The sequence below is a fragment of the Pigmentiphaga sp. NML080357 genome (assembly GCF_002188465.1).
In the GTDB taxonomy this organism is placed as follows: Bacteria; Pseudomonadota; Gammaproteobacteria; order Burkholderiales; family Burkholderiaceae_B; genus Pigmentiphaga.
This window is the reverse complement of record NZ_NINW01000024.1, coordinates 114,567-140,833: the sequence shown is the minus strand read 5'-3', so window position 1 is coordinate 140,833 and position 26,267 is coordinate 114,567. Positions and strand designations below refer to the sequence as shown.

General features: G+C 65.1%; 24 protein-coding genes. 12 read left to right on the top strand and 12 right to left on the bottom strand.

Annotation, left to right across the window (positions count from 1 at the left end):
* Positions 1–88: 88 nt before the first annotated feature.
* Entirely contained in the window at positions 89–1,051 is a 963-nt protein-coding gene (locus tag CDO44_RS07915) for a tripartite tricarboxylate transporter substrate binding protein (protein WP_087779685.1), read from the top strand.
* A gap of 108 nt (positions 1,052–1,159) precedes the next feature.
* Positions 1,160–1,861: a tellurite resistance TerB family protein gene (locus CDO44_RS07910; RefSeq protein WP_087779684.1), complete on the top strand. Its 702-nt coding sequence runs from the start codon at positions 1,160–1,162 to the stop codon at positions 1,859–1,861.
* Between the two features lie 28 nt (positions 1,862–1,889).
* Here CDO44_RS07910 and CDO44_RS07905 read toward each other — a convergent pair whose 3' ends face one another.
* Genes CDO44_RS07905 through CDO44_RS07890 form a run of 4 tightly spaced genes read right to left on the bottom strand, consistent with a single transcriptional unit; the run spans position 1,890 to position 6,446 of the window.
* A complete protein-coding gene (locus CDO44_RS07905; RefSeq protein WP_087779683.1) occupies positions 1,890–2,879 on the bottom strand; it encodes a tripartite tricarboxylate transporter substrate binding protein in 990 nt (329 codons plus the stop codon).
* Positions 2,880–2,932: 53 nt separating this feature from the next.
* Positions 2,933–3,940 (bottom strand): dipeptidase, encoded by a 1,008-nt coding sequence (locus CDO44_RS07900; protein WP_158213222.1) that lies wholly within the window; start codon positions 3,938–3,940, stop codon positions 2,933–2,935.
* Positions 3,937–4,704 carry a hypothetical protein gene (locus CDO44_RS07895; protein ID WP_087779681.1) on the bottom strand — a complete coding sequence of 256 codons (768 nt, stop codon included), beginning with the start codon at positions 4,702–4,704 and terminating at the stop codon, positions 3,937–3,939. The genes CDO44_RS07900 and CDO44_RS07895 overlap by 4 nt, the downstream gene beginning before the upstream one ends.
* The gene (locus CDO44_RS07890) at positions 4,701–6,446 is read right to left on the bottom strand and encodes a hypothetical protein (RefSeq protein ID WP_233146084.1); all 1,746 of its coding nucleotides are present in this window, start codon (positions 6,444–6,446) and stop codon (positions 4,701–4,703) included. The genes CDO44_RS07895 and CDO44_RS07890 overlap by 4 nt, the downstream gene beginning before the upstream one ends.
* Before the next feature lie 165 nt (positions 6,447–6,611).
* On the opposite strand from CDO44_RS07890, the gene CDO44_RS07885 reads away from it, so the two are divergent.
* Positions 6,612–7,343 (top strand): IclR family transcriptional regulator, encoded by a 732-nt coding sequence (locus tag CDO44_RS07885; RefSeq protein ID WP_087779680.1) that lies wholly within the window; start codon positions 6,612–6,614, stop codon positions 7,341–7,343.
* A gap of 13 nt (positions 7,344–7,356) precedes the next feature.
* Here CDO44_RS07885 and CDO44_RS07880 read toward each other — a convergent pair whose 3' ends face one another.
* A complete protein-coding gene (locus CDO44_RS07880) occupies positions 7,357–8,214 on the bottom strand; it encodes an IclR family transcriptional regulator (RefSeq protein ID WP_144389487.1) in 858 nt (285 codons plus the stop codon).
* A gap of 226 nt (positions 8,215–8,440) precedes the next feature.
* Here CDO44_RS07880 and CDO44_RS07875 point away from each other — a divergent pair, with 226 nt between their 5' ends.
* Genes CDO44_RS07875 through CDO44_RS07860 form a run of 4 tightly spaced genes read left to right on the top strand, consistent with a single transcriptional unit; the run spans position 8,441 to position 13,657 of the window.
* A complete protein-coding gene (locus CDO44_RS07875; protein WP_087779678.1) occupies positions 8,441–10,513 on the top strand; it encodes a hydantoinase/oxoprolinase family protein in 2,073 nt (690 codons plus the stop codon).
* On the top strand, positions 10,513–12,276 hold the full coding sequence (locus tag CDO44_RS07870; protein ID WP_087779677.1) for a hydantoinase B/oxoprolinase family protein: 1,764 nt from the start codon (positions 10,513–10,515) through the stop codon (positions 12,274–12,276). Before CDO44_RS07875 ends, CDO44_RS07870 begins: the two co-directional genes overlap by 1 nt.
* Before the next feature lie 26 nt (positions 12,277–12,302).
* Positions 12,303–13,304, top strand: a complete 1,002-nt coding sequence (locus CDO44_RS07865; protein WP_087779676.1) for a tripartite tricarboxylate transporter substrate binding protein — start codon at positions 12,303–12,305, stop codon at positions 13,302–13,304.
* Between the two features lie 23 nt (positions 13,305–13,327).
* Positions 13,328–13,657 (top strand): hypothetical protein, encoded by a 330-nt coding sequence (locus CDO44_RS07860; RefSeq protein ID WP_087779675.1) that lies wholly within the window; start codon positions 13,328–13,330, stop codon positions 13,655–13,657.
* 53 nt (positions 13,658–13,710) lie between these two features.
* Here CDO44_RS07860 and CDO44_RS07855 read toward each other — a convergent pair whose 3' ends face one another.
* Together CDO44_RS07855 and CDO44_RS07850 are read right to left on the bottom strand one after the other, a co-directional pair.
* On the bottom strand, positions 13,711–14,685 hold the full coding sequence (locus CDO44_RS07855; RefSeq protein WP_087779674.1) for a tripartite tricarboxylate transporter substrate binding protein: 975 nt from the start codon (positions 14,683–14,685) through the stop codon (positions 13,711–13,713).
* A gap of 10 nt (positions 14,686–14,695) precedes the next feature.
* Entirely contained in the window at positions 14,696–15,727 is a 1,032-nt protein-coding gene (locus CDO44_RS07850) for a TauD/TfdA family dioxygenase (RefSeq protein WP_087779673.1), read from the bottom strand.
* Between the two features lie 193 nt (positions 15,728–15,920).
* Between CDO44_RS07850 and CDO44_RS07845 the strand changes: the two genes are divergently transcribed.
* Positions 15,921–17,678: a tannase/feruloyl esterase family alpha/beta hydrolase gene (locus CDO44_RS07845; RefSeq protein ID WP_087779672.1), complete on the top strand. Its 1,758-nt coding sequence runs from the start codon at positions 15,921–15,923 to the stop codon at positions 17,676–17,678.
* On the opposite strand, the gene CDO44_RS07840 is transcribed toward CDO44_RS07845, so the two are convergent.
* On the bottom strand, positions 17,675–18,421 hold the full coding sequence (locus CDO44_RS07840) for a GntR family transcriptional regulator (protein WP_087779671.1): 747 nt from the start codon (positions 18,419–18,421) through the stop codon (positions 17,675–17,677). The two genes, CDO44_RS07845 and CDO44_RS07840, sit on opposite strands and share 4 nt — an antisense overlap.
* A 229-nt stretch (positions 18,422–18,650) precedes the next feature.
* Positions 18,651–19,355, bottom strand: a complete 705-nt coding sequence (locus tag CDO44_RS07835) for a PAS domain S-box protein (RefSeq protein WP_087779670.1) — start codon at positions 19,353–19,355, stop codon at positions 18,651–18,653.
* Between the two features lie 334 nt (positions 19,356–19,689).
* Between CDO44_RS07835 and CDO44_RS07830 the strand changes: the two genes are divergently transcribed.
* The 3 genes from CDO44_RS07830 to CDO44_RS07820 all read left to right on the top strand — a co-directional run bounded on the left by CDO44_RS07830 (position 19,690) and on the right by CDO44_RS07820 (position 22,275).
* Positions 19,690–20,721, top strand: coding sequence for a CDP-6-deoxy-delta-3,4-glucoseen reductase (locus tag CDO44_RS07830; RefSeq protein WP_087779669.1), 1,032 nt, complete (start codon positions 19,690–19,692; stop codon positions 20,719–20,721).
* 127 nt (positions 20,722–20,848) lie between these two features.
* On the top strand, positions 20,849–21,382 hold the full coding sequence (locus tag CDO44_RS07825; RefSeq protein WP_087779668.1) for a VOC family protein: 534 nt from the start codon (positions 20,849–20,851) through the stop codon (positions 21,380–21,382).
* Positions 21,379–22,275 carry a fumarylacetoacetate hydrolase family protein gene (locus CDO44_RS07820; protein WP_087779667.1) on the top strand — a complete coding sequence of 299 codons (897 nt, stop codon included), beginning with the start codon at positions 21,379–21,381 and terminating at the stop codon, positions 22,273–22,275. Before CDO44_RS07825 ends, CDO44_RS07820 begins: the two co-directional genes overlap by 4 nt.
* Positions 22,276–22,313: 38 nt before the next feature.
* Here CDO44_RS07820 and CDO44_RS07815 read toward each other — a convergent pair whose 3' ends face one another.
* Entirely contained in the window at positions 22,314–23,219 is a 906-nt protein-coding gene (locus tag CDO44_RS07815; RefSeq protein WP_087779666.1) for a LysR family transcriptional regulator, read from the bottom strand.
* 234 nt (positions 23,220–23,453) lie between these two features.
* On the opposite strand from CDO44_RS07815, the gene CDO44_RS07810 reads away from it, so the two are divergent.
* Positions 23,454–24,620 carry an ABC transporter substrate-binding protein gene (locus CDO44_RS07810; protein ID WP_087779665.1) on the top strand — a complete coding sequence of 389 codons (1,167 nt, stop codon included), beginning with the start codon at positions 23,454–23,456 and terminating at the stop codon, positions 24,618–24,620.
* Here CDO44_RS07810 and CDO44_RS07805 read toward each other — a convergent pair.
* On the bottom strand, positions 24,617–25,129 hold the full coding sequence (locus CDO44_RS07805; RefSeq protein WP_087779664.1) for a flavin reductase family protein: 513 nt from the start codon (positions 25,127–25,129) through the stop codon (positions 24,617–24,619). The genes CDO44_RS07810 and CDO44_RS07805 overlap by 4 nt on opposite strands.
* 18 nt (positions 25,130–25,147) lie before the next feature.
* Entirely contained in the window at positions 25,148–26,257 is a 1,110-nt protein-coding gene (locus tag CDO44_RS07800; RefSeq protein WP_087779663.1) for an LLM class flavin-dependent oxidoreductase, read from the bottom strand.
* Positions 26,258–26,267 lie beyond the last annotated feature (10 nt).

The window sequence follows — 26,267 nt, the reverse complement described above, 5'->3', positions numbered from 1 at the left end:
GCCTACCCAGCTGCGAACCCGCCGCCCGCTCGGGAGCGGTACCAAAGTTTCCGGTATGCTTGACGCCCCCAGAACAAGGAGACATCCCATGTTCCGCAAGTTCCTCGCCGTCGCCGCGCTGGCAATGGCGGCCACAGGCGCCCACGCCCAGGCTTATCCATCCAAGCCCATCCGGCTCCTTATCCCGTTCCCGCCGGGAGGCGGGACCGACATCCTGTCGCGCCTGATCGCCAACAAGCTGGGCGAAGCCGAGAAGTGGACAATCGTGTCCGAGAACCGCGCCGGCGCAGGTGGCACCATAGGCATTGCCGCCGCGGTGCGGGCTGCTCCCAACGGCTATGAAATGGTCATGGGCCAGAAAGACAATCTCGTGGTCGCCCCCTGGCTCTACAAGAGCGTGACCTACGACCCGACCCGGGACTTGGTGGCGGTGGCCCACATCGGCTATACGCCCATCGTCATCGTCACGCAGGCCAGCTCCCGCTTCAAGACACTGGCGGACGTGGTGGCCGCGGCCAAGGCGGCCCCCGGCTCCATCACCTACGGATCGCCCGGCAGCGGCACGACCATCCACCTGGCAGGCGAAATCTTCAAGGATGCCGCCAAGATCGACATCCGCCACATTCCCTATAAGGGGTCCAATGCGGCCATGATGGACGTGCTCGCCGGCAACGTGGACCTGATGGTTTCCTCCGTGCCGTCGGCCATGGCGCAGATCCAGTCCGGCAAGCTGCGGCCACTAGCCGTCACCAGCGCCAGGCGAAGCACCTCGCTGCCCGACGTGCCGACCATCGCCGAGCTCGGGTACAAGGGCTTCGACGTCAGTACCTGGTACGGCCTCTTCATGCCGGCCGGGACGCCCCGCGAGATCGGGGCCACCGTCAATACCGCCGTCAACAGGCTGCTGGCCATGCCCGAGACGCGCGAGGCCATCCATGCACAGGGTGCGGAGGCCCAAGCCATGTCGGCCGAGCAGTTCGCCGAGCTGCTCAAGACGGATTACCAGAAGTGGAAAGGCATCGTGCAGGCCACGGGCGTCACGGTCGAATGAACGGCGCGTGTGAAGCGGTCTGAAACAAATCTTGGTCCGGCGCTCGAACTTGCAGGTACGGACAATGTCTACCATGGACTTCTGCCCATACAACTGCGGGGTGTTCTCTTGAGCGCACGACAACTTCTCGACCAATTGCTGCAATCCGGCCAGGGCCTCGTCCGCGACGTGGCCGGATCCCGCGGCCAGCAGCAAGGCCCGGCCCGTGGAACGGGCGGCGGGCTCGACGGGCTCCTGCCCGGCCTGGGCGGGGGCGCGCTGGGTGCCGGCGCCATCGCGCTGCTCCTGGGCAGCAAGAAGGCCCGGAAAATCGGCGGCAAGGTCGCCATGTACGGCGGCATGGCGGCGCTGGGCGCCCTCGCGTACCGCGCCTACAGCGACTGGCAGGCCAAGCAGGCCCAGCCCACCTCTCGCGAGCCGCAAACGGCCGATCGCCTTCCTCCTCCCGAAGCGGAACGCCACAGCCGCGCCGTGCTGACGGCCATGATCGGCGCGGCCAAGGCCGACGGCCACATCGGCGAGGAAGAGCGCCGCCTGCTCGATGCCGAGATCGGCAAGCTCGCCGGCGACGACGCCGACCGCCGCTGGCTCGAGGCCGAACTGGCCCGGCCGCTCGATCCCGCCGTGGTGGCGCAGGCGGCCGGCACGCCGGAAATGGCCGCGGAAATGTATCTGGCAAGCCTGATCATGGTCGACGAGGAGAGCTTCATGGAACGCGCCTATCTCGACGAACTGGCGAGGCAATTGAAGCTGGCCCCCGGTCTCAAGCAGGAGCTCGAGCAGCGGCTGCGCAAGGAAGTCTCGGCCTGACGCAAAGCCGGTCCACCAAGAGGCCGGCTCAGTCCAGCCTCACGCCGGCCGCCTTCACCACCTTTCCGAAGCGCTCCGTATCGGCCCGCACCAGTGCGGCGAACTCTTCGGGGGTGCGCGTCTCGGTACCGTCCACCCCCATCTTCACCAGTTGCTCGCGCACGTCCGGAGCCGCCATCGCCTTGGCGAATTCCGCATGCAGGCGATTGACGATCGCCGCGGGCGTATCCCGTGGAGCAAAAATGCCGTACCAGGTGGCGAAGCGATATTCCGGCAGCCCCGACTCCGCCACCGTGGGCAATTCCGGGAATTCCTGCAGGCGCTTGGTCCCCGTCACGGCCAGGGCGCGCAGCTTGCCGGTCTTTACGTACGGCGCGGTCGTCGGATAGGTGTCGAAACCGACCTGCAGCCGGCCCGCCAACAGGTCCGGCATGGATTGCCCGGTGCTCTTGTACGGCACGTGCATCAATTCGACACCCGCCATGCTCTTGAACATTTCCCCCGCGATATGGGGCGTGGTGCCGCTGCCCGCCGACGGAAAGCTGAGTTTGCCCGGGTTGGCCTTGGCGTAGGCGATGAGTCCGGCCAGCGTATGAACCGGCAGCGAGGGATGGACGGCGACGAAGTGCGGCACTGACGCCGTCAGGATTACCGGCGTGAAATCGCGCGCCGTATCGTAGGGGATGTTGGTAAAGAGATGTGGCAGGATGGTATTGACCGAGACCACGCCCATCATCAGCGTATACCCGTCGGGCGGCGCCTTGGCGACGATACCGCCCGCCACGATGCCGCTCGCGCCCGGCTTGTTCTCCACCACCACCGACTGGCCGATGTTCTCGGACAGGCGCGGCGCGATCACGCGCGCCACGACGTCGGTGCCGCCCCCGGGCGCAAAGCCGACCAGCAGACGAATGGGCTTGTTCGGAAATGCCTCGTCCTGCGCGCGGGCGGGCAACGCGGCCGCCAGCGCCATCACCACTCCCGCTCCTACCGCGTACTTCAGCACCCAGCTTTTCATGGCCACGCTCCTTCAAGAGGTCCGGCCCGCCGCTCAGACGGACCGTCGGCTGTTCAACCTATGGTTTCACGCAAAAGCCTCATCCAGTTTCCTCCCATGATCTTGTCGATGTCGGCCTGGCGGAAACCGCGCCGGTCCAGCTCGGCAATGACGTTCTGCAACCCCGCCGGGGTGCGCATCCACTCCGACCATCCCTCATGCGGCGCGATTTCCATTTCCTTGGCCGGCGCGCTCTGGCGCGACCACTTCGCATAGCGCCACCAGGTCCGCACCGATCGGGGATGCCCCGGACAGTAGTCGGTGCCGATGGCCACGGCGTCGATGCCGATCCGGTCCACGGTCCAGGCCACCATGTCGCCGAACTGCTCGAGCGTGGTGGCCGCGCCGTACTTGGTCATGTTGCGATTGGGCGTAAGGCCGATCACGCCGCCCCGCCTGGCCAGCTCCAGCAGGGCTTCTGTCTGCTTCAGGCGCCCTGCGCCGTATACCGGCGCTCCTACGTATTCGCGCGGGTTGGCATGGGTGATGGCCACCGGCTTGGCCGACATCTGGATGGCTTCCAGCGTCGTGCGTTCGCCGCAATGGGACAGGTCGATCAGGATGCCCAGCTGGTTCATCTCCTCCAGCGCCAGCTTGCCGAAGCGCGAGGAAATGCCCGTGTCCTTTTCTTCCCAATAGCCGCAGCCGATATAGTTCTGCAGGTTGTACGTCAATTGCATCACGCACACCCCCAGCTGGCGGAACACGGCGAACAGGTCCAGGTTATGCTCCACCGGCGCCGTGTTCTGGAAGCCGAACATCACGGCGGTGCGCCCCGAGGCCGCCACGGCCTCGATCTCGGCCACGCTGGCGGCCGGCGCGACGAGATCCCGGTTCTGCTCCAGCACGACCCGCCATTTGCCCAGCAAGGCCAGGGTCTCGGCGGCGTTCTCCCACACCGCCACCGTGGTGTTGACGCATCCGATGCCGGCCTCCCGCCACTCCTCGAACCAGCGTCGCTCCGGCACCGGCATCGACAGGCCGTCGACGATGATGCCTGCCTTCGAATGGGGTGCGTTCATGTCGGCTGTCCTTCGCGCGAAGCGCATCCTTGGCTGGAGGGAACGTGGCGCAGCATGTTCAGGTCCATGTCGTCGTCGGCGGGCGGCCTGCCTTGCAGCGTGCCGTCGTCGCGCAGGATGACCGGCCCGGCATGGCGCCGCGACACCACCGAATCGGGCGCCAGCGCCTGGTTGGACAAGGCATGGATGGCGCGCCACAGGCCGGCCTCGACGGGATAGCCGTATCGGATGGCGTGGGCCAGCAGCGGATCCCAGTCATCGATGCCGCGGGGCCGGGCCGTGTTGAAGAGCGTGACGACCGCCTTCTGGCCTCGTCCGCCGGTCTCGTCGGGTTGCGAGACTTCCGCGCCGATGCCGTAGCGTTTGCCCAGACCCGCCATGACGTGCAGCTCATGCACGGCCGTCACGCCCGACACCCGCAATGTGGCGCGGCCCGCGGCGCGCGCCCGTTCCACGCCCAGGTCCATCAGCGTGGGCAGCAACACCCATGCGTGTATGCCCGCCCCGTCGACGACCAGGGCGCCGTCCTCGGCATCGGCGACTACGACGCGATCGAGAAATCCTTCGCGCAACCCGGCATGCCCTTCGTAGAGCGCGCGGAAACCTCCCAGTCCCATGGACTGCGACAGCAGCACGACCTCGCGCACGCCATGCACATAGCCGGGCGGCAGGCCGCACACCAACAGGATGCGGTCTATGCACATGCGCGCTTCGCGCACGGAGACGTCGAATATGCGGGGTGAATCGGCGACGGCCTGGGTCATAGCACGGGCTCCTGAGGATAGAACCAATGGGGATCGGCGCCGGCGGCAATGTCGGCCGCCGTCGGCGCGCCCTGGTAGATGACGCCCCGCAGGTTGCGCTGCAGATAGTCGCGGGTCTTGTCGATGCCGTGGATGCCGATGTTGATGAAGCGGGTGATCTCGCATGGCACGAATTGCTCGCCCATGATGTTGGTGTGCGGCGAATGAAAGGCCATGCCGCTGAGCGTCTGCACCCGGCTCACGATGAAGCGGTACTCCGGCCGTTCCAGCAGGAAACGCGCCACGCTGGTCGCGGGCGGCCGCTGGGCGATCTCGCGCTCCAGGCCCACCACCAGGCGCGGCAGGTCCAGGCCGAGGTTGAACACGTCGCCCGCCTCGGCCCTCGGGCCACGCCGCGGCTCCTCGGCAGTGGCCGACTTGTACCAGACGAATTTCGACGCGCCCTCGCCGTCCAGGTCGATATCAAAGGCCCAGCCATACTCGGCATGCAGCAGGTCGCGCAGGTGGCCGATGGACATGGAAGGATCGGTGGCGTATTCCTCGTCCACCGCCAGCCCTTCGGCCAGCCGGTCGCACAGGTCCGGCACCAATTCGGTCAAGAGTCCAAGGAAGGTCTCGAACGCCTCCTCGTGCACCGTGCCGTCCAGCGCGTCGCACAGCGCAGCAAGCGGATAGCGTTCGATGCGGCCCTGCACCCTGCCCGTGTCGTACAGCGCTTGCACGTGCCCGCGTATGGCGGCGAGGTCGGCCGCAATGTCCGCGCTGGCGGTGAATTGCTCGTAGTCCATCCTGTCTTCGCGCCGGAAGACGATGGCCTTGTCCAATAGCGCGAGCAGCATTCCCAGTTGCGCATCCCTGGCTCCCACGCGCAGGCGCTTGGCGCCGACGATGGCCTGCTCGCGCGCCATGATCCAGTGGTGCACCAGCTTGGGATGATTGTTAACGTACAGGACCAGCCCCAGCGCGGAGGCATTGCCCACGCCCAGGAAACGCTCGATCTCCGGAGCCAGCCGGGCCGACCGGGCGCAGGCACAGCGCGCCAGGTGATTGACCAGGTCTACCGAGAACACCCGCATCATGTATGCGCACAGCATCTGCGCATCGAGCGGCCGGCGCAATGGATGGGTGTTCTCCAGCGACCGGAATGAGCGCGTGCCGAAGGTACCGTTGCCGTCCAGGCCGGTATTGCGCATCAAGTAGCAGACCTCGGCCAGCGTGGGCACGTCCGGCTGGCGTCCCTGCGCCAGGGCCTCCACCGTATGGTTGAACACGCGCGCGCTGCGGTTCGAGCGGGCCCAGATCAACGTGCCGGGCGTCGCGCGGCCGGCATACAGCTTGGGAATCTCTTCGCCGGTGGTGCGGATGTCCTCTTCCGATACAGGTCCTTCCACCAGCGCCGCCATCATGTCCCAGGCGCGGCCGATGATGCGGCCCGCGCGCCCTTCCATCTTGGGCTCGAACGAATGCACGATGAAGTCGAAGGGCATCGCACCGGTGTCGATGCGATACAGCGCGGTGCCGCGCGCCCGGTCGTCGATCTGCCAGCGCACCCGTTCGATGGTCCAGCGCTCGCGTATGGCCTTGGCCATCAACAGGCGCGACACGCTCAGCCGGCTGGCCTGCATCACGCCCATGCGGGCCGGCGTCATCAGCACTCGGGCGCTGCGGATCCGAGGTTCGCGGTCCGGGGAATCATGCGGAGCGGAGACCGGGGCGATCTCTTCCACGTCGGCAAAGTCCATGCACTACTCCTGTCGTCACCGCGCCGCCTGGCGCTGTCGGGAAAGCCGTCGGAACTCGTGTTTGCCCTGTTGTTGTATTCTATTAGAATACATATGATTCTATTTGAATCATTCTATACTCCTCATCCCGGAATGCAAGAACTTTTATGACAAGGAAGTGGCGCCATGCTCGAAGCGCGGGAGGCCGGCGGGGTCCGGCCGCTGAGTTCGGTACTGAAGACGCTGCAGCTGCTGGACCTGCTGGGCAAATCCGACCGCCCCATGAAACTGATGGAACTCGCCGCCGCGTCCGGCAGCAGCCGCGCCACCACCTACCAGAAGCTGCTGACCCTGGTTGAGGCCGGCTGGCTCGAGCAGACGGAACAAGGCAGCTACCGGCTCTCGCTGCATGCGGCGCTGGTAGGCGAAACCGCGTTGGTGCAAGCCAACCTGGGCGAGCGGTTTGCCCACGTCATGCAGGAACTCGTGCTTCAGGTAGGAGAAACCGCCTCGCTCGCGGTCCTGAACGGCAATTGCGTGCGCCTGGTGCGGCGCGTGGAGGCACAGCAGGTGGCAGTGCGCGCCGACGTCAAGGTCGGTACGCTGCTATCGCTGAATGACAGTTCGTCCGGACGCGTGTTGACCGCGTTTTCCAGCCCGGCATACCGCGACATGCTCCAGCGCCAGGGCGCCGTGCTGGCCAAGCCGGCGCTGTTGAAGGAAATCGCGGCGCGCGGCTATGCGATCTCGGAGGGAACGGACACGCCCGGCGTGCAGTCGGTGGCGATGCCGGTGTTCGATGCCAAGGGGGCATGCATAGCGGCGCTGTCGCTCGTGACGCCGGCGTCGCGCTTCAATCCCGAGGTATTGATCGAACCGCTGCGCGAAGCGGTCCGGAAGTTGAACCAGTTGAAGTGACCGACACGCCGCTTCACGAATAGGTTCGTCCATCGCCCACCGGCCAGATCGAAGCGAGACGCGCCGCGGCATCGAGCAGGCGGGGGGCGCTCCCCTCCAGAGCCTGCCTGTTCATTCGTGCGCACGGCGCAGCCATCGTAATGACGCCGACGCACTCTTTCTTTTCGCCGAACCGGCGAACGAGAACCGGCACCCCTATTGCCCCCACACCCAGCGAATGCTCCTCATAGGAAATCGCATAGCCACGCTGTGCGGAGACTTTCAAATCCTCGAGGATCGCTTCCACTGTGCGCAGAGAATGCTCGGTCGCGGGCTCCAGGCCATTCTTCAGCACCAGGCCGATCGCCCGCTCGCTGCTCATGGTGGACAACCAGGCCTTGCCAGCCGCATGCAGGTGCAAGCGCACCTCGAACCCATAGCTAGGATTGAGTTGCAATAGGCGGCTTTGAGCAAGGATGGAAGATACCCACGTAATGGTGTCGCCTTCGACGACAGCCAGGCGGATCAACTCGCCCGTTGCGTCGGCCAACTCACGCAGGATGGAATTGCTCTGGTCCAGCAGCAGCGACTTGGACATCTTCCGCAACCCCAGGTTGCTCATCTTGAAGGTCAGGTAATAGCGCCCGGATGTCTCGTCTCGAAAAACGTAGCGGCGTCCAATCAAAGTATTGATCAGCTTGAACGCGATGGCCTTGTTCACATCGAGCAGCGTCACGATGTCGGTGAACGACATTCCGTCCTGGGCATCCGCCAGCGCTTCGAGAATTTCGAGGGCACGTTGTACCGCCGCGATCTGTTCTCCCTTCGCCCCGTCGCCCTGCCCCATTTCTTCAGTCATCGCTTCTGTTCGCCTTCGGATGATGTCCGGCACGTCGGACGCATGCCGGCGACCCCTTCATATTAACCAGCCGCCTGCCCGCACCATTTCCTCTACTTCCGTGCATCGCAAGAACCCAGGTTACCTACAAATAACTTATTGATATCAATCATAAAACATTTTTTTATACTGGCATTGACGATTAGAAGTAACCTAGGTTACCTTAAAAAGACGGTTGACCTTCATAGCCGTCGAGACACCCGTCGCCACGAGGAGGAACATGAGACAAGGCAGTCGGCTTGCCGCCGATATAGGCGGCACCTTTACGGACGTGGCGTATTTCGATGCCAGCACTGGGACCCTGTCGCTCGGCAAGTCGCTCAGCACCCCCGATCATCTGGTGGACGGCATCGCAAATGGCGTGGACCAGGCCCGGACAAGGTTCAGGGATGCGGAAGTCTTTCTCCATGGTTCCACGGTGGCCATCAACACGCTGCTGGAACGGCGGGGCGCGCGCACTGCGTTGCTCATTACCCAGGGGTTCCGCGACATCTATGAAATCGGGCGCATCAACCGTCCCGATGCCTACAACCTGTTCTTTTCCAAGCACGTGCCTCTGGTAGAGCGGGCATCGCGCTTCGAAGTGACGGAGCGCCTGACTGCGGATGGCGAGGTCCATGTCCCTCTGGACGAAGCGAGCGTGCACCGCATTTGCGACGAACTTCTGGCCCAGGATATCGAGGCAGTAGCCATTCTGTTGCTCCACTGCTATGCCAACCCATCGCACGAGATACGCGTCAAGCAGATCGTCCAGCAACGGCTGCCACATGTGTTCGTGACGGCATCGCATGAGCTCTCGCAGGAATACCGCGAGTTCGAGCGCTGTTCGACTACGGTGGCAAATGCCTACGTCGGCCCTATCGTCAGCCGGTACGTGGGCGAGATCGAGACCCGGCTCCAGCGGGAGGGATTCGAAGGATCGTTCCTGCTCGTTCAATCCACGGGCGGACTGTACGCATCCGGCCAAGCGCGCCGCGAATGCGTACGCATGCTCGAGTCGGGGCCGGCGGCCGGTGTGGTAGGCGCGCATGCGCTATGCGATCGCCTTGGCATCGGGAACGCCATCGCATTCGACATGGGCGGCACGACCGCCAAGGCGGGCGTCATTCTGGAGGGGCGCGTGCTCACCGGCAATCTCGCACTGGTAGGCGGATACAACCAAGGACTGCCGGTGCAGATCCCGCTCGTGGACGTATTCGAGGTCGGAACCGGCGGCGGCAGCATTGCCGAGCTCGATCATGGCAACGCCCTGCACGTCGGGCCTCGAAGCGCGGGCGCCGACCCTGGCCCGGCCTGCTACGGCCGTGGGGGTGTTGCGCCGACCGTCACCGACGCCAACCTGGTACTCGGTCGACTCAGCCCGGAGCGATTCCTGGGTGGGCAGATGCAACTCGACTCCGATGCCGCTTGTCGTGCCATCGAGACGAGAATCGCGGCGCCGCTAGGCATCAGCGTGCAACAGGCGGCCGAAGGCATACTCCGCATCGCCGCCACCAAGATGTCGTACGCGGTAAAGGGCGTGTCGACCGAGCGAGGCCTGGACGCCGCGTCGTTCACACTGATCGCCTACGGCGGCGCCGGCCCCTTGCACGCTTCGGCGGTGGCGCGCGAGATCGGCATGAAACACCTGATCATCCCCCGCGCGCCGGGCCACTTCTGCGCCTTCGGCATGCTTCACTCCGACCTCCGGTACGACTACGTCCGCACGAGCTTCAAGAAGCTCGAAGAGGCACATCTAGCCGAGATCATGGAGCAGCTCGACGCTCTCGCCGGCCAGGGACGGAAAGCGCTTGCGACAGGAGGCGTGGCTCCGTCCTCAGTCCTCGTCGCCTATTCCGCGGACATGCGCTACGTTGGACAGGAGCACTCCGTCACCGTAGAACTGGATGAAGCATCCCTGCGAGCAGAGGACAAGGCCGCCATCAAGGCGCGATTCGATCAAGTTCACCAACAGCGCTACGGCACTTGCGCACCGGACGAGCCGGTGGAGATCGTGACATTGCGGGCGGCAACCACAGGCATCATGCCCAAGCCGCCTATGGAGCGCATTGCGCGTGCTCCCTCAGAGGCGGCGGATGCAGCATGCATCGCCGAACGCGGCGTCTATTTCTCCGAGGACCAACCCCGCATGCCGACACCGGTCTACCGCCGGGACATGCTGCTCGCGGGCCATCGTATCGTCGGTCCCGCCTTGATCGAAGAGCACGCCTCCACCACGGTGCTCTTTCCCGAAGATGCGCTCGCTGTCGACGAGTACGGCAATCTCCACATCGAACTGGGAGTCTCCCGATAATGCCCAGCGCCACTTCCCATCCCACTCGCGCCGATGACCGCCCGGACGCCGTGCTGACCGAAATCGTTCGCAACGGCGTCCTCGCCGTGACCGAAGAGATGAAGACCAATCTCATGCGGACGGCCTACAACATGATCATCTACGAAGCCCTGGATTTCACGGTAGGCCTGTTCACTGCGGAAGGCCAGACCATATCGATTGGCATCGGGCTGCCCAGCTTCATCCGTGGCATGGCCAATGCCGTGGATGCCAAACTAAGCCGCTACGGCATGGAAGGCATAGAGCCCGGCGACATCCTCGTCACCAATGACGCGTACATCACCGGCAGCCACCTCAATCACTTCACCTTCAGCCAACCCATATTTTTCGATGGCAAGCTCACGGCCTGGGCGTGCTGCATGGCGCACTGGCCCGATGTAGGCGGCTCGCTGGGAGGCGTCACGTCGGATATCTATTCCGAAGGCATCCAAATCCCCGTGATGAAGTATCAGCGCGCAGGCGTCGTCAACGAAGATCTCGTCGAGATCATCAAGGCCAATGTGCGGCTGCCCGAGCGCGCCATGGGCGATCTGCGCGCGCAGATCGTCGCTGTCAATACCGGCGCTCGGCGATTTGCCGAGCTGCTCGAACGGTATGGCCGCACGCCTGTGCTCGGCGCCATCCGGAACATCATGGATCAATCCGAGGCCGCCGCGCGCGAGCGTACGCGATCCATCCCGGACGGCGTCTACGAAGCGGAATCGTTCATGGACGACGACGGGCTGGACATCGGCAAGCCGGTTCCCATCAAGGTCCGGGTAATCAAGAAAGGCGACGAACTGACGGTCGATCTGTCCGAAATCAGCCCCCAGGTCCGCGGCTTCTTCAACTCCGGCCCAAGCACTGGGTATTCCTGCGCCCAGGTCGCCTATAAATGCCTCACTTCGCCCACCGACTACCCCATCAATGACGGCAGCTTTAGGCCCCTGAAAGTCATCGTACCCGAGGGTACCGTCGTCAGCGCCGTCAAGCCGGCGGCCATGCGCAAGTGGATGACGTTCCCCATGACCGTAGTCGACACCATCTTCAAGGCCATGGCGTCGGCTATTCCCGACCGCACCATCGCGGCTCACCATGCCGACCTCGTGATTGCCCTGTTCCACGGCATATCGCCGGCCGATGGCAAGTTCTTCATAGGATTCATCGGCCCCACGGGCGGCGGCTGGGGCGCGAAACGGTCTGGCGACGGCATGAGCGGCGTGGTCTGCTCCAACGACGGCGATACCCACAACAGCCCCTGCGAACAGCTCGAGGCCAAGTATCCGATCCTGATCGAACGGCATGCCTTGCGAGAAAACTCTGGCGGCGCCGGCCAATACCGGGGAGGCCTGGGAACGGAGGTCGTCGTGCGCGCGCGATCACCGATTTCCGTGGACGTCCAGGCCGATCGCATGCAATGCGCACCATGGGGGCTGGAAGGCGGCCACGCCGGCCTTCCCAATAATGTCTTCGTCACCCGGCACACCGCCGCGGGCCCCCAGGTCGTTGCCGGCAAGATCCGCAACGAGCGTTTAAAAGCAGGCGACACCCTGCATCTTCTGGCAGGCGGCGGAGGCGGCTTCGGCTCTCCCGAGCAGCGCGATCCCGACGCCGTGGCCAACGATGTCCGGCAAGGCTATGTCGGCGTCAGGCAAGCGCAGGAAATCTATAAAGTCGCGATCCGGGAAGGCAAGCCGGATACAGCGGCGACCACGGCGCTCAGGCGAACTATGCCGGCGCGCTAAGCGGCGACCACCCAAGAGGAGACACCATGATCCAGCCCCTTATCCGGTTCGAACCCAAGGCCTGGCACAAGGTCGCGCTCGGCCTGGCAGCAGGATGCGCCATGCTGACCGTGCCCGTCGCCGGCATCGCCGCCGAGACCTTCCCCTCGCGGCCCGTTACGCTGGTAGTTCCCTATCCTCCCGGCGGCGGAGCCGACATCCTGGCCCGTACCGTGGCCAAGTACCTGGGCCGGGAGTGGGGACACCCGGTCATTGTGGAATCCCGCGCGGGGGGCGGCACCACCATCGGCGCCGCTCATGTGGCTCGGGCCAAACCCGACGGCTACACGCTGCTGGTGAGCGTAACCCAGCATGCCATCGCCCCTTCCCTGTTCAAGCAGCTCCCGTACGACTACCTCACCGACCTGACTCCCGTCGCCCTGTTGAGCGACAGTCCCTTCATCCTGACGGTGCCGGAACGCTCTCCTTTGAACAGCTTGCCCACTCTGCTGGCGGCGCTCAAGCAGCGAGGCGGTTCGATGAACTTCGGCTCTTCCGGGCCCGCCAGCGTTCCTCATCTGGCAGGCGAAATGCTCAACCAGGCCGCCGGCGCCAAAGCGTCGCACATACCCTATCCCGGCACTGCGCCCGCTTTCACAGCCCTGCTCGGCGAGCAAATCGACTACCTCTTCGGCGACACCTCAGTGCTGCCCAGCGTGCAGGCCGGCAAAGTCAAGGCGCTCGCGGTGACGACGCGAGAGCGCAGTCCGAGTTTGCCCTCGGTCCCCGCGGTTTCCGAATTCATCCCCGGCTTCGCGCTGTCCTCCTGGGTTGGACTGGAAGCGCCGACTGGCACACCGCAATCCGTGGTAGCTGCCATCAACGCCACGGTACAGAAAATCCTCAAGGATCCGGAGCTGGAGAAATCGTTCGCCGAAACGGCCAAAGAACCGCTTTTCTCGACGCCCGCGCAGTACGCGGAATTCAGGAAGGCCGAGGTGGAGAAATTCCGCAAACTGACGCGCGATATCGGGGTCAAGCTCGAGTGACTGGACCGTCAAGCGATCCGAGGTTGAAGGCCGTCTCGCTCGCCGGGCGATGGCAACGGCTGGTACAAGGCCACTTGCCGCTGCGTGGCGGTCCTTGCGCATGCCTGCTCGGCATCGGCAACGTCGCCGTGGCAGACTTCGAACAGGACCTGATGGATTTCCTGCACGGCAAGTACAACGCCAACGGCGCGCTGAACCCGCATTTCGACCACGCAAGCCGTCGTGAGGACAAGTCCGGCAGCCTCGTCGCGCTATTGCAGTCCATCGCCCAGGATCCCGCTCCCTGCACCGAGGCCGGCCGTCTGCTGGAGGGGCTCGAAGGCTCGTTACGCTCGCTGGAAAACAGCCATTGAAAAACGCGAGGGAAAGCCCTTGCGCCAAATCGCTGAGAAACGCGTCGCTGCCTCTACAGCTGGATATTCAACTGCTCGACCAGCCTCCCCCACTTGCGCTCGCCCTCGGCAATGGAACGCCGCGCGTCCTCGACCGATCCGCCCGCCGGCTCGGCGCCCTCGCTGATCAGGTTCTCCCTTACCGCCGGCGATTTCAATACCTGGTTCACGTCGCGGTTGATGCGTTCCAGGATTTCCCTGGGCGTGCCCGCCGGCGCCATCAGCCCGAACCAACCCACGGCCTCGTAGCCGGGCAGGCCGGCCTCGGCGACCGTGGGAACCTCGGGCAGCACGGGCGAACGCTTGGCGCTCGTCACCGCCAGCGCCTTCAGCTTGCCGCTCTTGATGTGCTCGCGCACCAGCGGAAACGGCGCGAAGTTCAACTGGATCTGGCCGGCGATGGTGTCCGATACCGAGGGCCCGCTGCCCTTGTACGGCACATGGGTAAGCTTGACGCCGGCCATCGAGGCGAAGAGTTCGCCGAACAAGTGGTTGGACGAGCCGTTGCCCGACGATCCGTAGTTCAGCTTGGCCGGATTGCGCCTGGCATAGTCGATCAGCCCCTTCACGTCATTGAAGGGCATGCGCTCGTTGGCGACCAGGACCACGGGCGGCATGGCGAGCAGCGCCACCGGCTCGAGATCTTTCGTCGGCTCGTAGCCCAGGTTCTTGTACAGGCTGCGCGCGACCAGGATGTTGCCGAACGAGCCGAGCACGGTGGTGTAACCGTCCGGCTTGGATTTGGCCACCATCTCCACCCCTATGGTGCCGGCCGCGCCGGGCTTGTTCTCCACCACCACCGACTGGCCCCAGGCCTGGCTCAGCCCTTGCGCGATCACGCGCCCGAGCAGGTCGGTATTTCCCCCCGGCGTGTACGGCACGATGAGCCGGCTGGGACGCGAGGGAAACGCGTCTTCCGCCTGCGCCGCCGCGCCAGCGGCCAGCAGCGCGCCGCCCAGCAGGGCAACCCAGAAACGTTTAGCCATCATATTTCCCCCTTCACGACGCCGATACCGCGGCCTGGCCGTGGCGGCGCTCGTACGACGTGCCGAATTCCCGCGTCTGTCCGAACACGGCGGGCAGCGGCCGTCCGTTCGGCAAGGTCAGCCAGGCGCGCAACAGATGCCGCCGGCGGGCCGGCTCGTCATGGTCCTGGTACTTGGTGCGGGCATGCAGCACCGAATAGTTGTTGCCGATCTGGATGTCGCCCGGCTCCATGCTGAAGCTCAGCTGCACCTGCGGATCGTTGCAGATCTCTTCCACCAGTTCGATGGCCTGGGCCTGCGCCTCGGTCCAGCGCGGCACGCCGGGCAGCTCCTGCGCGAGCTTCAGGTAGCGGCGCTTGTACAAGGCGCTCAGCCGCCCCTGGAAAAAGTTCAGGATGGGCACGGTCTGGATACGCAAGCCCCCGCGGTGCTGTCCGCGGGTATCGAAATGGAATGGCTGCTGCAACACCTCGACCAGGTCGGGACGGCGCCGCAGCACTTCGTTGTACAGCGTCGCCACGCTGACGAGCTTGCTCACGCCGCCCGACTTCGCGGTGCGCAGGCACAGCAGCATGAATGCGTCGCCGCCGTCGTTGTGGAAGGTCAGTTCGTCGTCGGTCTGGTAGCTGCGCACCGAATTGTCGTTGGATACCTTCAGCCCGGTATTCGTCACGCTGTGCATGCGATTGCCCGCGCCGTCCTGCTCCTGCGGCTCGCCCAGGTGCACGGACAGCCCCCAGAACAGCACGCGCGCTTCGTCGTCGGTGTAGTCGCCTATGGGAAGTCCGCGCAGCAGCGCAAAGCCGCGGCCACCTTCCAGCTGATCGCGCACCGCAGCCAGCCGCGCCGCCATGCGTGGAACGGGAAAGTCGGCCGCCTCGAATTCGGTCGGTCGCAGTCCCTTGGCCATTGCGGCGGCCGTCGCCGAGGCCAGTTCACGGATTTCTCCGGCATCCAGGCGCCAGATCCAGTCGCTGGTGCCGGCAAGGCTGGCGCCGCTCCATACTTCCGGGCCGGCGAGGGGTTGTACTGCCTGGGCGGTCATGTCGTCTCCTTGTCGCGTATTTTCTGGACATCTTAACATTGTCGACAATTTATGAAGCAATGTTGATCTTGTCTTCGACGGCGCCGGCTCCTCGCTGTGATGGAATTCCCTATTGCTTAAGTGAATTAAAGTGCATCTAATCCACTGACGATAATGAATTATCGTGCACAAAAATAATGCCCAAGGAGGAGACATGAAGCCCCCAATTCGAGCCCGCGCCCGCAGTTTCGGAACAAACTGGCAAGGCGCCGCCGCCGCGCTTGCCGCAGCCACGGCGATCCTCTCCGCGTGCGGCGGGGACGGCGACGGCCACGCTCCCGGCACAGCGCCGCCCCCGCCTCCGGACAGGGCGGCTTTGCAGCAGGCCTGCCCGACGCTCGCCGGCGCCAAGGTGCCGGCCGGCGCCATCGGCCTGCCGAGCGGCGAAGCAACGATCGCCACGGCGCAGCTCGTCGCGGCGAATCCCGACAGCAAACTGCCTGAATACTGCCAGGTGCTCGGCTCCATTGCCGCGCGCACCGCCGGTGCCGATCCCATCCGGTTCCAGCTCAACCTGCCCCTCTCGTGGAACGAAAAAGCGCTGATGTACGGCGGCGGCGGCTTCAACGGCAGCCTGGTAACCGGCCTGGATCCCCTGCGCGACGCGCCCGCCGGCCAGCCCACCCCGCTCGCCCAAGGGTATGCGACCTTCGGCACCGACTCGGGCCACGATGCGGCGGACTACGTCGCCACCGATCCCGGCAAGTTCGCGCTGAACGACGAGATGTTCGCCAACTTCGCCCACGAGTCCTACAAGAAGGTGAAGGACGCGGCGCATGACATCCTGCGGCGCTATTACCAGCGGATGCCGCAGAAACAGTACTTTTTCGGCGGCTCCGAAGGCGGGCGCGAGGGGCTGACGATGGCCCAGCGCTACCCGGACGATTTCGATGGAATCGTCTCGGTCGTCCCCGTCATCCACTGGACCGGCCTGTTCAATGGCTTCCTTGCCTTCACCCAGCCGCAGTTCGGCGGCGGCACGCTCGACAACGCCAAGATCACGCTGGTGGCCGATGCCGTCAACGACGCATGCGATGCGCTGGACGGCATTGCCGACGGCGTGGTGAGCGACTACCTCGGCTGCCGGGCCAGGTTCGACCTGCGGGCCTTGCGCTGCCCGGACGGAAGCGACGCCGGCGATACCTGCCTGTCGGATGCGCAGCTTGCCACGCTCGCGGCGGCGTATGAACCGATACGCCTTCCCTTTGCGCTGGCCAACGGCGTCACCTCCTATCCGGGCCGCTTGTTCGGGGGAGAAATCCAGCCCGGCGGCGAAGGTATCGGCCGCTGGGTGAGCACGGGACGGGTCCCATCCGTTCCGACGCCATCGCCGGCGGATGCCCGCGGCGTCATCTATGGCAGCAGCTACGCCCGGTACGTCATTGCCAGGGATCCGGATTTCGACGTGCGGGCCTACGATCCCCTCGCCTTCGCCTCGCGCATCCAGCAAGTCTCGGAATGGATGGATTCCACCAACCCCGACCTGTCGGCCTTCTTCAAGCGCGGCGGCAAGCTCATCATCCGCGAGAACACCGGCGACTTCGCGCAAAGCGCCGCCGCGGGCATCGACTACTACGAAAGCGTGGTCGCCCGCATGGGCCAGTCCGACGTCGACAAATTCCTGCGGCTCTATGTGTCGCCCGCCTCTTCGCACGGCGGCCGGGCCGCCAGCCGTACGACCGGCGAGGAAGTGCCGACCTCGCACGACTTGCTGGAGACCCTGGACAAATGGGTAGCCGGGAACGTCGCACCGGGCGATTCCCTGCTCCAGGTCAGGCGCGACACCGCGGCGCCGCATGCCGTGCTGGCAGCGCGTCCGATGTGCCGCTATCCGGCGTTCCCGCGATACGTGGGCGGAGACCGGCGCGAGGCCGCGAGCTATCGCTGCTCCAGCCTGAGCGCCCAGCCCTAGAGGGAGGCGCCGACCTGCAGTTGGCGCCGGATCTCATTGCTGTTTTCCTCGAGCCGCATGGCCCACAGCCGTTCGGCCTCGTCCGCGTCGCGCTTGCGGAACGCCTGCAGCGACTTGCGCCACAGGGCCAACGAGCGCTTGCGGCGTTCGACCGAGCGCAGTCCCAGGCGGGTATAGCGCGACATCTGCAGCGACAGCGAGGTAATCAGCATGAACAGGCGATCGTTGCCGCTGTAGGCGGCGCAGCACAGCGTCAGGCGCGACAGGATTTCGCCGAACGCGTCCCCGCCGTCGGGATCGTCGGCCAGCGTGGCGAGCTGGCCGACGCCCTCCTCCAATATCGCCAGCAGTTCGGGCGAGGCCGACGAGGCGATCCGGCGCGCCACCAGGCGGACCAGCGCAAGGCGTACCTCGAGCAAATCCTCGATTTCCTTCAGGGACAGCTGCGTGGCCTGGGCGCCGCGCCGCGCGTGGATGCGCACGATGCCTTCCTTTTCCAGCAGCCGCATTGCCTCGCGCACCGGGCTGCGGCTGACGCCGAACTCGTCGGCGATGTCCTGCTCGCGCACCCATTCGCCGGGCTGGATGACGGAATTCAGGATCCGATCGCCCACGTGCGCGGCGATCTGTTCAGGCAGCGTCAGAGTCTTGGACTGCCCCAGCAGCCAGCGGAAACTGGTGGCGCTGCCTTCGTCGGTGGCTTGCAGGAATGCGGAGGATCGGGTGATTGCTGACGGCTCCATCGAATGCCCTGTTTTGTTGGTCTGTTCATCTGCACGCGGCCAGCGGGCAGTATACGGCGGGCGGTCGGGCGGCCCGCCAAGGGCGGGAAGGCCTCAGCATGCGGTGCGCCACGGCCTCGCCTTGGGCTTCCCCGTTGCCGATTTCCATTGCGCGGGCAGGGTCATGCCGCGCGCGGCTCAGCGGGCCGGCGCCTGCCCGCGTCGTGCGCGAAATCGCCCTGAAGGCGGCCTAGACCTGGCCCTGGCGCCGCAGCTCGATCGGCTCGGACACCCAGAACCCGATGTTCCTGACCGTCGATACCGGTAGCCTGAGGCCGCTCGCCTCCTCGACCTTGCGCCGCAATCGGCGCATCTGGGTATCCAGGCGCCGCCGGTCGTAGCCCGGAAAGCGCTCGGACAGCGCCGCGAGGATGTCTTCGCGGGACACGCACTGCTCGCCTGTCGCGAGCGCGCACAGGAGCGCGTAATCGAGCGCCGACAGCGCGATGGGGTCGGCAGCCGGCGGCATCAGGAGCGGCGGCGTCCCCGACAGGTACCAGACGCCCGGCACCGCGGCGGCCGGCGGATCGACGAACTCCTCCGGCAGGCACTGGTGGCGATGGGTAACGTCGCGCGCCACCGCCACGCGCGTGTCGCCGGACTCCGACAGGCGCGCCGACCACATGATGGTGACCAGGGTGCCGTCCTTGCGCACGTAGCGGTTCTCGAAATGGCGCTGCAGGTAGCCGGCCTCGACGCGCTTGACCGCGCTGAGCGTACGTTCGACGTCCTCGTAGTAGACGAACTCGATCATGGGGCGTCCCACCATTTCTTCCGGCTTGTAGCCGAAAATGCTCTCGCAGGCGCCCGTGATGGACAAAAAACGGCCCTGCCGATCCACCACGCAGATGGCGTCGAGCAGCAGGTCCAAGACATCGCTGGAAGGCAACGCCATCAAGCCCTCTTGTTCCGGAAAACTCGCGGCCACGCCACCCCATTGGCGCAGGCCGTCTTTGTTACAAAATCTTACCACCTTCGCAGCCGGCGGGAAGCCTGGGTCGCGGTGAAAACGCCGTCGCCCGCTTTTTTCTATTGCTGCGGTCAATAGTTCCGCATGCCGGCGATACCAGGGATCCCCCTTCCCGAGGAAACTACGGGGAAACCCGAGCATTAATGCCATTAATAGCAAGGCTTCGCGTGCAGCGATAGTTCTGCGCCGGGCCCGTCATTAGACTGTCCCCAATTCCAATAACCGCGTCCGGCACATCCGCCCCGCGCGGATACGAGACATGAGCCATACCATCACGCTGCGGCCCAGCGGCCATACCTATACCTGCCCGTCCGATACGCCTGTCCTGAAGGCAGGCCTCGATACCGGCTTGTTCTTGCCCTACAGCTGCCGCTCGGGCGTCTGCCGCACATGTCGCGGCACCATCCTCGAAGGCGAGGTCGATTACGGCGACGTGCATCCCAGCTACCTGAGCGAGGACGACAAGCGCGCCGGCCTGGCGCTGCTGTGCAAGGCAACGCCGCGGACAGACCTGGTCGTCGAAGTGAAGGAGCTCGATCCCGGCGACGCGATCCGCGCCAAATACCTGCCGGCACGCGTGCTGAAAATGGAGAAAGCCGCGGACGACGTGATGATCGTCACGCTGGGCCTGCCGATGAATGAACCGATGCTGTTCCGCGCCGGCCAATACCTCGACATCCTGCGTGCGGACGGCAGCCGCCGCAGCTACTCCATCGCCAACGTGCCGCACAACGAAGGTGTGCGGCAGGTGGAACTGCACATCCGCCACATGCCTGGCGGACCGTTCACCGACCACGTGTTCGGCTCCATGAAGCTGCGGGAAATCCACAAGCTGGAAATGCCGTTGGGTTCGTTCTTCCTGCGCGAGAGCGACAAGCCCGCGCTCATGATCGCGTCCGGCACGGGATTCGCTCCCATCAAGTCGCTCATCGAGCATTCCTTGCAACGCGGCATCCGGCGGCCCATCGTCTTGTATTGGGGCGGGCGCCGCCGCGCCGACCTTTACCTGCACGATCTCGCGCAATCCTGGGCGCAACAGTACGACCATATCCGCTTCGTGCCGGTACTGAGCGAGCCCACTCCGGCCTGCTCCTGGACGGGCCGGACCGGGTTCGTGCATCGGGCCGCCATGGAAGACTTTCCCGACATGTCGGGCCACCAGGTCTACGCCTGCGGCGCGCCGGTGGTGGTCGAATCCGCCCGGCGCGACTACGTGGCCCGGTGCGGGTTGCCCGAAGACGAGTTCTTTGCCGATTCGTTCCTGACTGCTAGAGAGGTGGGTTCTCCCTAGAAAAGGCCTCCCCTGCGCGCCGACGCGCGCCCCCGGCGCTGGAGGACGGTGGAGCCGGATCCCCGGCGCCCTTGACCTAGGAAAGTTTTTCGCGCGGACCCTGCGCGGTGAGTATGAGGAGATCGTCATGTTGCCTGAGAATTGCCGGGTGGATATCCCTGCCCACGAGTCCATCGTCAAGCCGTTCTGCCTCGGGCACGGCACGCTGGAGTGCTATAGCCTGAAGGCCTCGCGCCGGTTCTATGAAGAGTTCCTGGGCCTGGAATGCGTGCGCCATGGCAAGCCGGCCATGGCGGTCCGACTGGCGATGCGCTTTCACATCATCTGCGTGGAGGTCGGCGACCAGGTCCATCCGACCAATCTGCTGAATCACTGGGGCCTGGACCTGCCCACCAAGGAAGCGGTGGACCAGGCGCACGCGGATGCGCTGCGCTACCAGGACAAGTACGGCATTCGCCAGGTTCTGCCGGTGCAGGACATGCACGGCGTCTACTCCTTCTATCTCGAAGACCTGGACCACAACTGGTGGGAGCTCCAGTACTACGAGAACGGTTTCCAGCACGACGACCTGTTCGATTTCGGCGACCGCTTCTCGATGGACGACGCCGCCGACATCGGTTCGCTCGAAGAACTCAAGATCCGCAACCAGGGTGCCGCATGATCCAGCTCGTCACGTTCCTGCACGGGGGCGAACAGAAAACCGGACTGCTCCACGAGGGCAACATCTACGCTTCGCCTCGCTATGCCAGGGTGCAGGACGTGCTGGACGACTGGCCCCGCGCCAACGACAAGCTCGGCGCACTGGCCGGCGACCTGCCGGGCCGCGAGCCGGTCAGCGGCGCCACCCTGCTCGCTCCCCTTCCCCATCCTCCTACCATCTACTTCGCCGGCGCGAACTACCGCGACCACGTCGAAGAAATGCAGCGGGAATTGTCAATGCCTCTGGAACCGGATCCCAAGGGGGCCGGCCAGAAACCCTGGCATGCCATCAAGGCGTCCCGCACCACCGTGGTCGGCCCCGATGCGCAGGTGCGCGTGCCGCGTGGCATGCCCCAGCTCGACTGGGAGCTCGAACTGGGCGTAGTGATCGGCAAGACCGCCAAGGACGTGGGCCTGGATGAAGCCATGGACCATGTGGCAGGTTACGTGGTGGCCAACGACCTGTCGGCGCGCGGCCACTTCGGCCGCCCGGGGGTGGGCGACGCCTCGCCCTTCAAGTGGGACTGGATAGGCCAGAAGTCGTTCGACGGCGCCTGCCCGCTCGGGCCCGCGATCACGCCGGCCCGCTTCGTGCCCGATCCCATGAACCTCGCCATGAAGCTATGGGTGAACGATGAACTGATGCAGGACTCGAACACGTCCCGCATGCTGTTCAGCATCGCCGACCAGATCGCCCACCTGAGCTCCCGCCTGACGCTGATGCCGGGCGACCTGATCCTGACAGGCACGCCGGCGGGCGTGGGCGCCGCCCGCAAGCGCTTCCTGCAGCCGGGCGACGTGGTCCGGCAATGGATCGAACACATCGGTTCGTTCCAGTTCACCATCGTGCAATGATGCCGCGCCCCTGCCCAAGGCCGGACATCGGCCCGCGTTCACGGACGAAAGCCGATGCTGTCGATGCAGCTCACCACTTTCGACCGGAACCACTGGCTGGCTGGATCCTTGTGGAAACGGTCGTGCCAGTACAAGGCCACCTCGAAGTGGCCCAGCGGCAGCGGCAACGGCTTCACCAGCAGCGGAAAGTACTTGCACAGCTCGACAACCAGCGACTCGGGACAGGTCCAGATCAGGTCGGAATTCAGCACCAGGTGCGGCGCGGCCAGGTACTGCTGCATGCGCACCCGGATCCGGTCCTTGGCGCCGACCTCGTTCAGGGCGCGCTCGAGCAGGATGTGGCCGCTGCCGGCATATTCCACCAGCAGATGCTGCTGGGCGACGAAGCGCTTCTGCGTGAGCTCCTGCCGGGCGATGGGATGGTCCTTGCGCATCAGGCACAGGTAGCGCTGCTTGAACAGGACTTTCTTGTGGATGTTGCGCTCGAGCGCGGGCAGGTAGCCGAGCGCCACGTCGATGCGGCCCGTGGACAGCCCATGCACAGTCTCGTCGATCGGCGCGAACACCACGTTCAGGTTCACCCCCGGGGCCTCCTGGGCCACGCGGGCGAACAGGCTCGGCAGCACCACGACCTCGCCCACGTCGCGGGTGCGTATCGTGAAAGCCCGCCGCGACTGGGCGGCGTCGAACGACGACAGCATGCCCGAGGTCTTGCGCACGGCGTTGAGCGCCTCGATCAGTGCCGGCGCCATCTCGGCCGCCAGCGCGGTCGGCTCCATGCGGCGGCCCGCCAGCACGAACAGCTTGTCGCGGTACTCGAGCCGCATCCGCTTCAGGGCGCTGCTGACAGCGCCTTGCGTCACGCCCAGGTTCTCGGCCGCCAGGGTGACCGACCGATCGCGCCACAACGCTTCGAATACGTACAGCAGGTTCAGGTCTTTCACGTCGCGGTCCCGAAGCGGCGCAGGACAACTATCAACACCGCTAATAGTTTGGAATCACGGCAGACCGGTAGATGACGGGCCCGCCTGCACAGATACTCGAAAACCGATGAGGCAACTATAAAGCACAGTGATGTCCGGCAACAGCGACATGCGGGCATGCCCGATGCCGCCGGCGGATTTCGAACCACATGGCGACCTGCCCCCAAGGCAGGCACATCAACGTAGGGAGACACCATGCAACGCACTCTGGCTTTCACATTGGGCCTGGCCGTCGCGGCCGCCTGCGCCCCCGCACAGGCCGAGGTCAAGATCGGCTTCCTGGCCACCCTGTCGGGCCCGTCCGCGGACGTCGGCCAGGACCAATACGACGGATTCATGCTCGCCATCGAGCAAATGCAGGGCAAGCTGGGGGGTGTCGAGGTCAAGGTCATCCGCGAGGACGACCAGATGAAGCCCGAAGTCGCCGTCCAGGCGCTCACCAAGCTGCTGGACCGCGACAAGGTGGACATCGTCACCGGGCTGACCTACGCCAACGTACTGATGGCGCTGCAGGGAAAGATCGCCGGCACCAAGATTCCGTTCATCGGGTCGGTGTCGGGCCCCTCGCCCACCGCCGGCGCGCAGTGCAAGCCCAACCTGTTCATTACTTCATGGCAAAGCGACGCCACGGCCGAAGCCATGGGCAAGTACTTGAACGATGCCAAGATTGAACAGCTCGCCATCCTCGCGCCGAACTTCCTGGGCTCCAAGGACAAGGTCACGGGCCTGAAGCGGTTCTACCGGGGCAAAATCGTGCAGGAGACCTACACGCCGCTCACCCAGCTGGATTTTTCCGCGGAACTCGCGGCTGTCGGCTCGTCCGGCGCCAAGGGATTGTTCGCATTCTTCCCCGGCAGCCAGGGTGTCAGTTTCGTGCGCCAGTACCAGCAGTTCGGCATGCTGCAGAAACTGCCCATGTATTCCGTGCATACCATCGAGCCCGGCAGCGTGAACGCCATGGGCAAGGCCGGAATCGGCGCCATCGTGGCCGAGGCCTGGCAGCCCAGCGCCGACAACGAGCAGTCGCGCCGATTCGTGGCCGCCTTCGAGAAAAAGCACAAGCGCCCGCCGACCTCGTTCGCCGCCTTCAGTTATGACGCCGCCATGCTGATCGACGCTGCCGTCAAGGCCCGTGGCGGCGACGTGTCCGATGCCCAGGCGCTGAATGCCGCCTTGCGCAACGCGAAGTTCGAATCGGTCCGAGGCGCGTTCAAGTTCAACAAGAACAACTACCCCATCCAGAACTACCACATCTACCGGGTCGTGGAAGGCAAGAGCGGCAAGCCGGAGTTCCAGGTGCTGGTGCGCGACGTGCTGGCCGGCCATGGAGATGCGTACGCCGAGGCATGCGGCGCGACCTAGGAAGGCAGCGGGGCCTCCCGCACGCTCCGTACGCCCGCCCATGATCCGTTCAGGTAAAGCAGCGGCTGTTGATCCGGAGATCGATAGCCCGACTCCACCTGGCCGATCAGCAGCGCATGAGTCCCGGCGTCCACGTTCTGCACCAGCGCGCAGTCGAAGGTCAGCACCGCTCCCTTGAGCATGGGCTCGCCGGACGAGGTCGTCGTCCAATCCTGGTCGCAAAAGCGTGCGTCGCCGGATTCGCCGGAGTGTCCGGCAAAGACCCGCGCAACCCGAACCTGCCCCAGGTCCAGCATGTTGACGGAGAACTTGCGGTTCTCGACCACCCGGCTGTAGGTGTAAGTGGACTGGTTCACCGCGCAGACGATGCGCACCGGATCGGTCGACAGCGACATCACGGCGGTCGCCGTCATGCCGGCCCGGTTCGGCGCCCGACCCGTCGTGATGATGGTCACCGCCGCCGGGTAGAGCCGCATCATCTGGCGGAACTCGTTTTCGGTGAGCGCCATGTCAGCCTCCCTTTCGACTCAGGCCGCATGCCCTACGCCGAGGGCCGCATTGACCCGCGGCATGACCTGCGTCGCCATGAGCTCCATCGAACGCCGGGCGAGCTCCGGGTCGACCATGTCCATGCCGGCGTAGACGATCTCGCCGAAATCGCCTGCCGTCTCGCGCAATGCCAGGATCTGCTCGACCACCTGCTCGACGGTTCCCGCGATGACGAGTTCGTCCACCAGGCGGTCCAGGGTGACGGCCGCGTCGTCCTCGTCCTTGTGCTTCTTGAAGATGACGTGGCGGTTCGACATCTTCATCTTCGTCAGCATCTGGCGGTAGTAGTAGCGATAGGGGCTGTTGGCATCCTGCTTTCCGTAGGCACGCGCCACGCCATCGTCGTCCGCCACGAAAATGGTGCGCGCGATGCGCCAGTCGGCCGTATCCGGCGCAAGGCCAACGGCACGCTTGCCTTCGGCATAGTTCTCCCAATGGCTGCGCAGCCAGTGCGGCAGCAGGAAATTGGCCGACATGGGGTGGAAATCGCGCTTGCCCATCGCCACCACGCCCTTGGAGAACGGCGCGACCACCGTGCCGACGATTTCCGGATACGGACGCTGGTAGGGCTTGAGCATGATGCCACGCCCGATTTCGAACGCCGCCGTCGCGGCGGTGGAAACCTTGAAACGGTTGCCGGGCAGGTCGATGTCGTACGGCGCCTCTCCTTCCCAGATGGCCAGGATGACGTCGATCGCCTCGGCGAACAGCCGGTTGCGGTCCTCGTCCAGGATACCTAGCGCTTCGGCATCCGAGGCCAACGCGCCGGGACTGATCCCGAAGATGAAACGCCCCTTGGCCAAGTGGTCGAACATCGCCGCGTGCGTGGCCAGCAAGGTCGGATGCGAGTGCGACAGGTTCGAGGTTCCCGACCCGAGCTTGATCTGCCGGGTCTGCGGAATCAACGTTGCCAGGAACAGCAGACTGTTGGTGACGTTCTCCGCCTGGTCGGTCAGGTGCTCGCCGACGAACGCATCGTAGAAACCGAGCTCGTCCGCGAGGATGATGGCCTGCCGGTCCTCCTGCAGGGTTTCAGTGGGGTTCCGATGCAAGGGATGCAGCGGCATCGTGAAATAGCCCAGGCGCATTTGGCTTCCT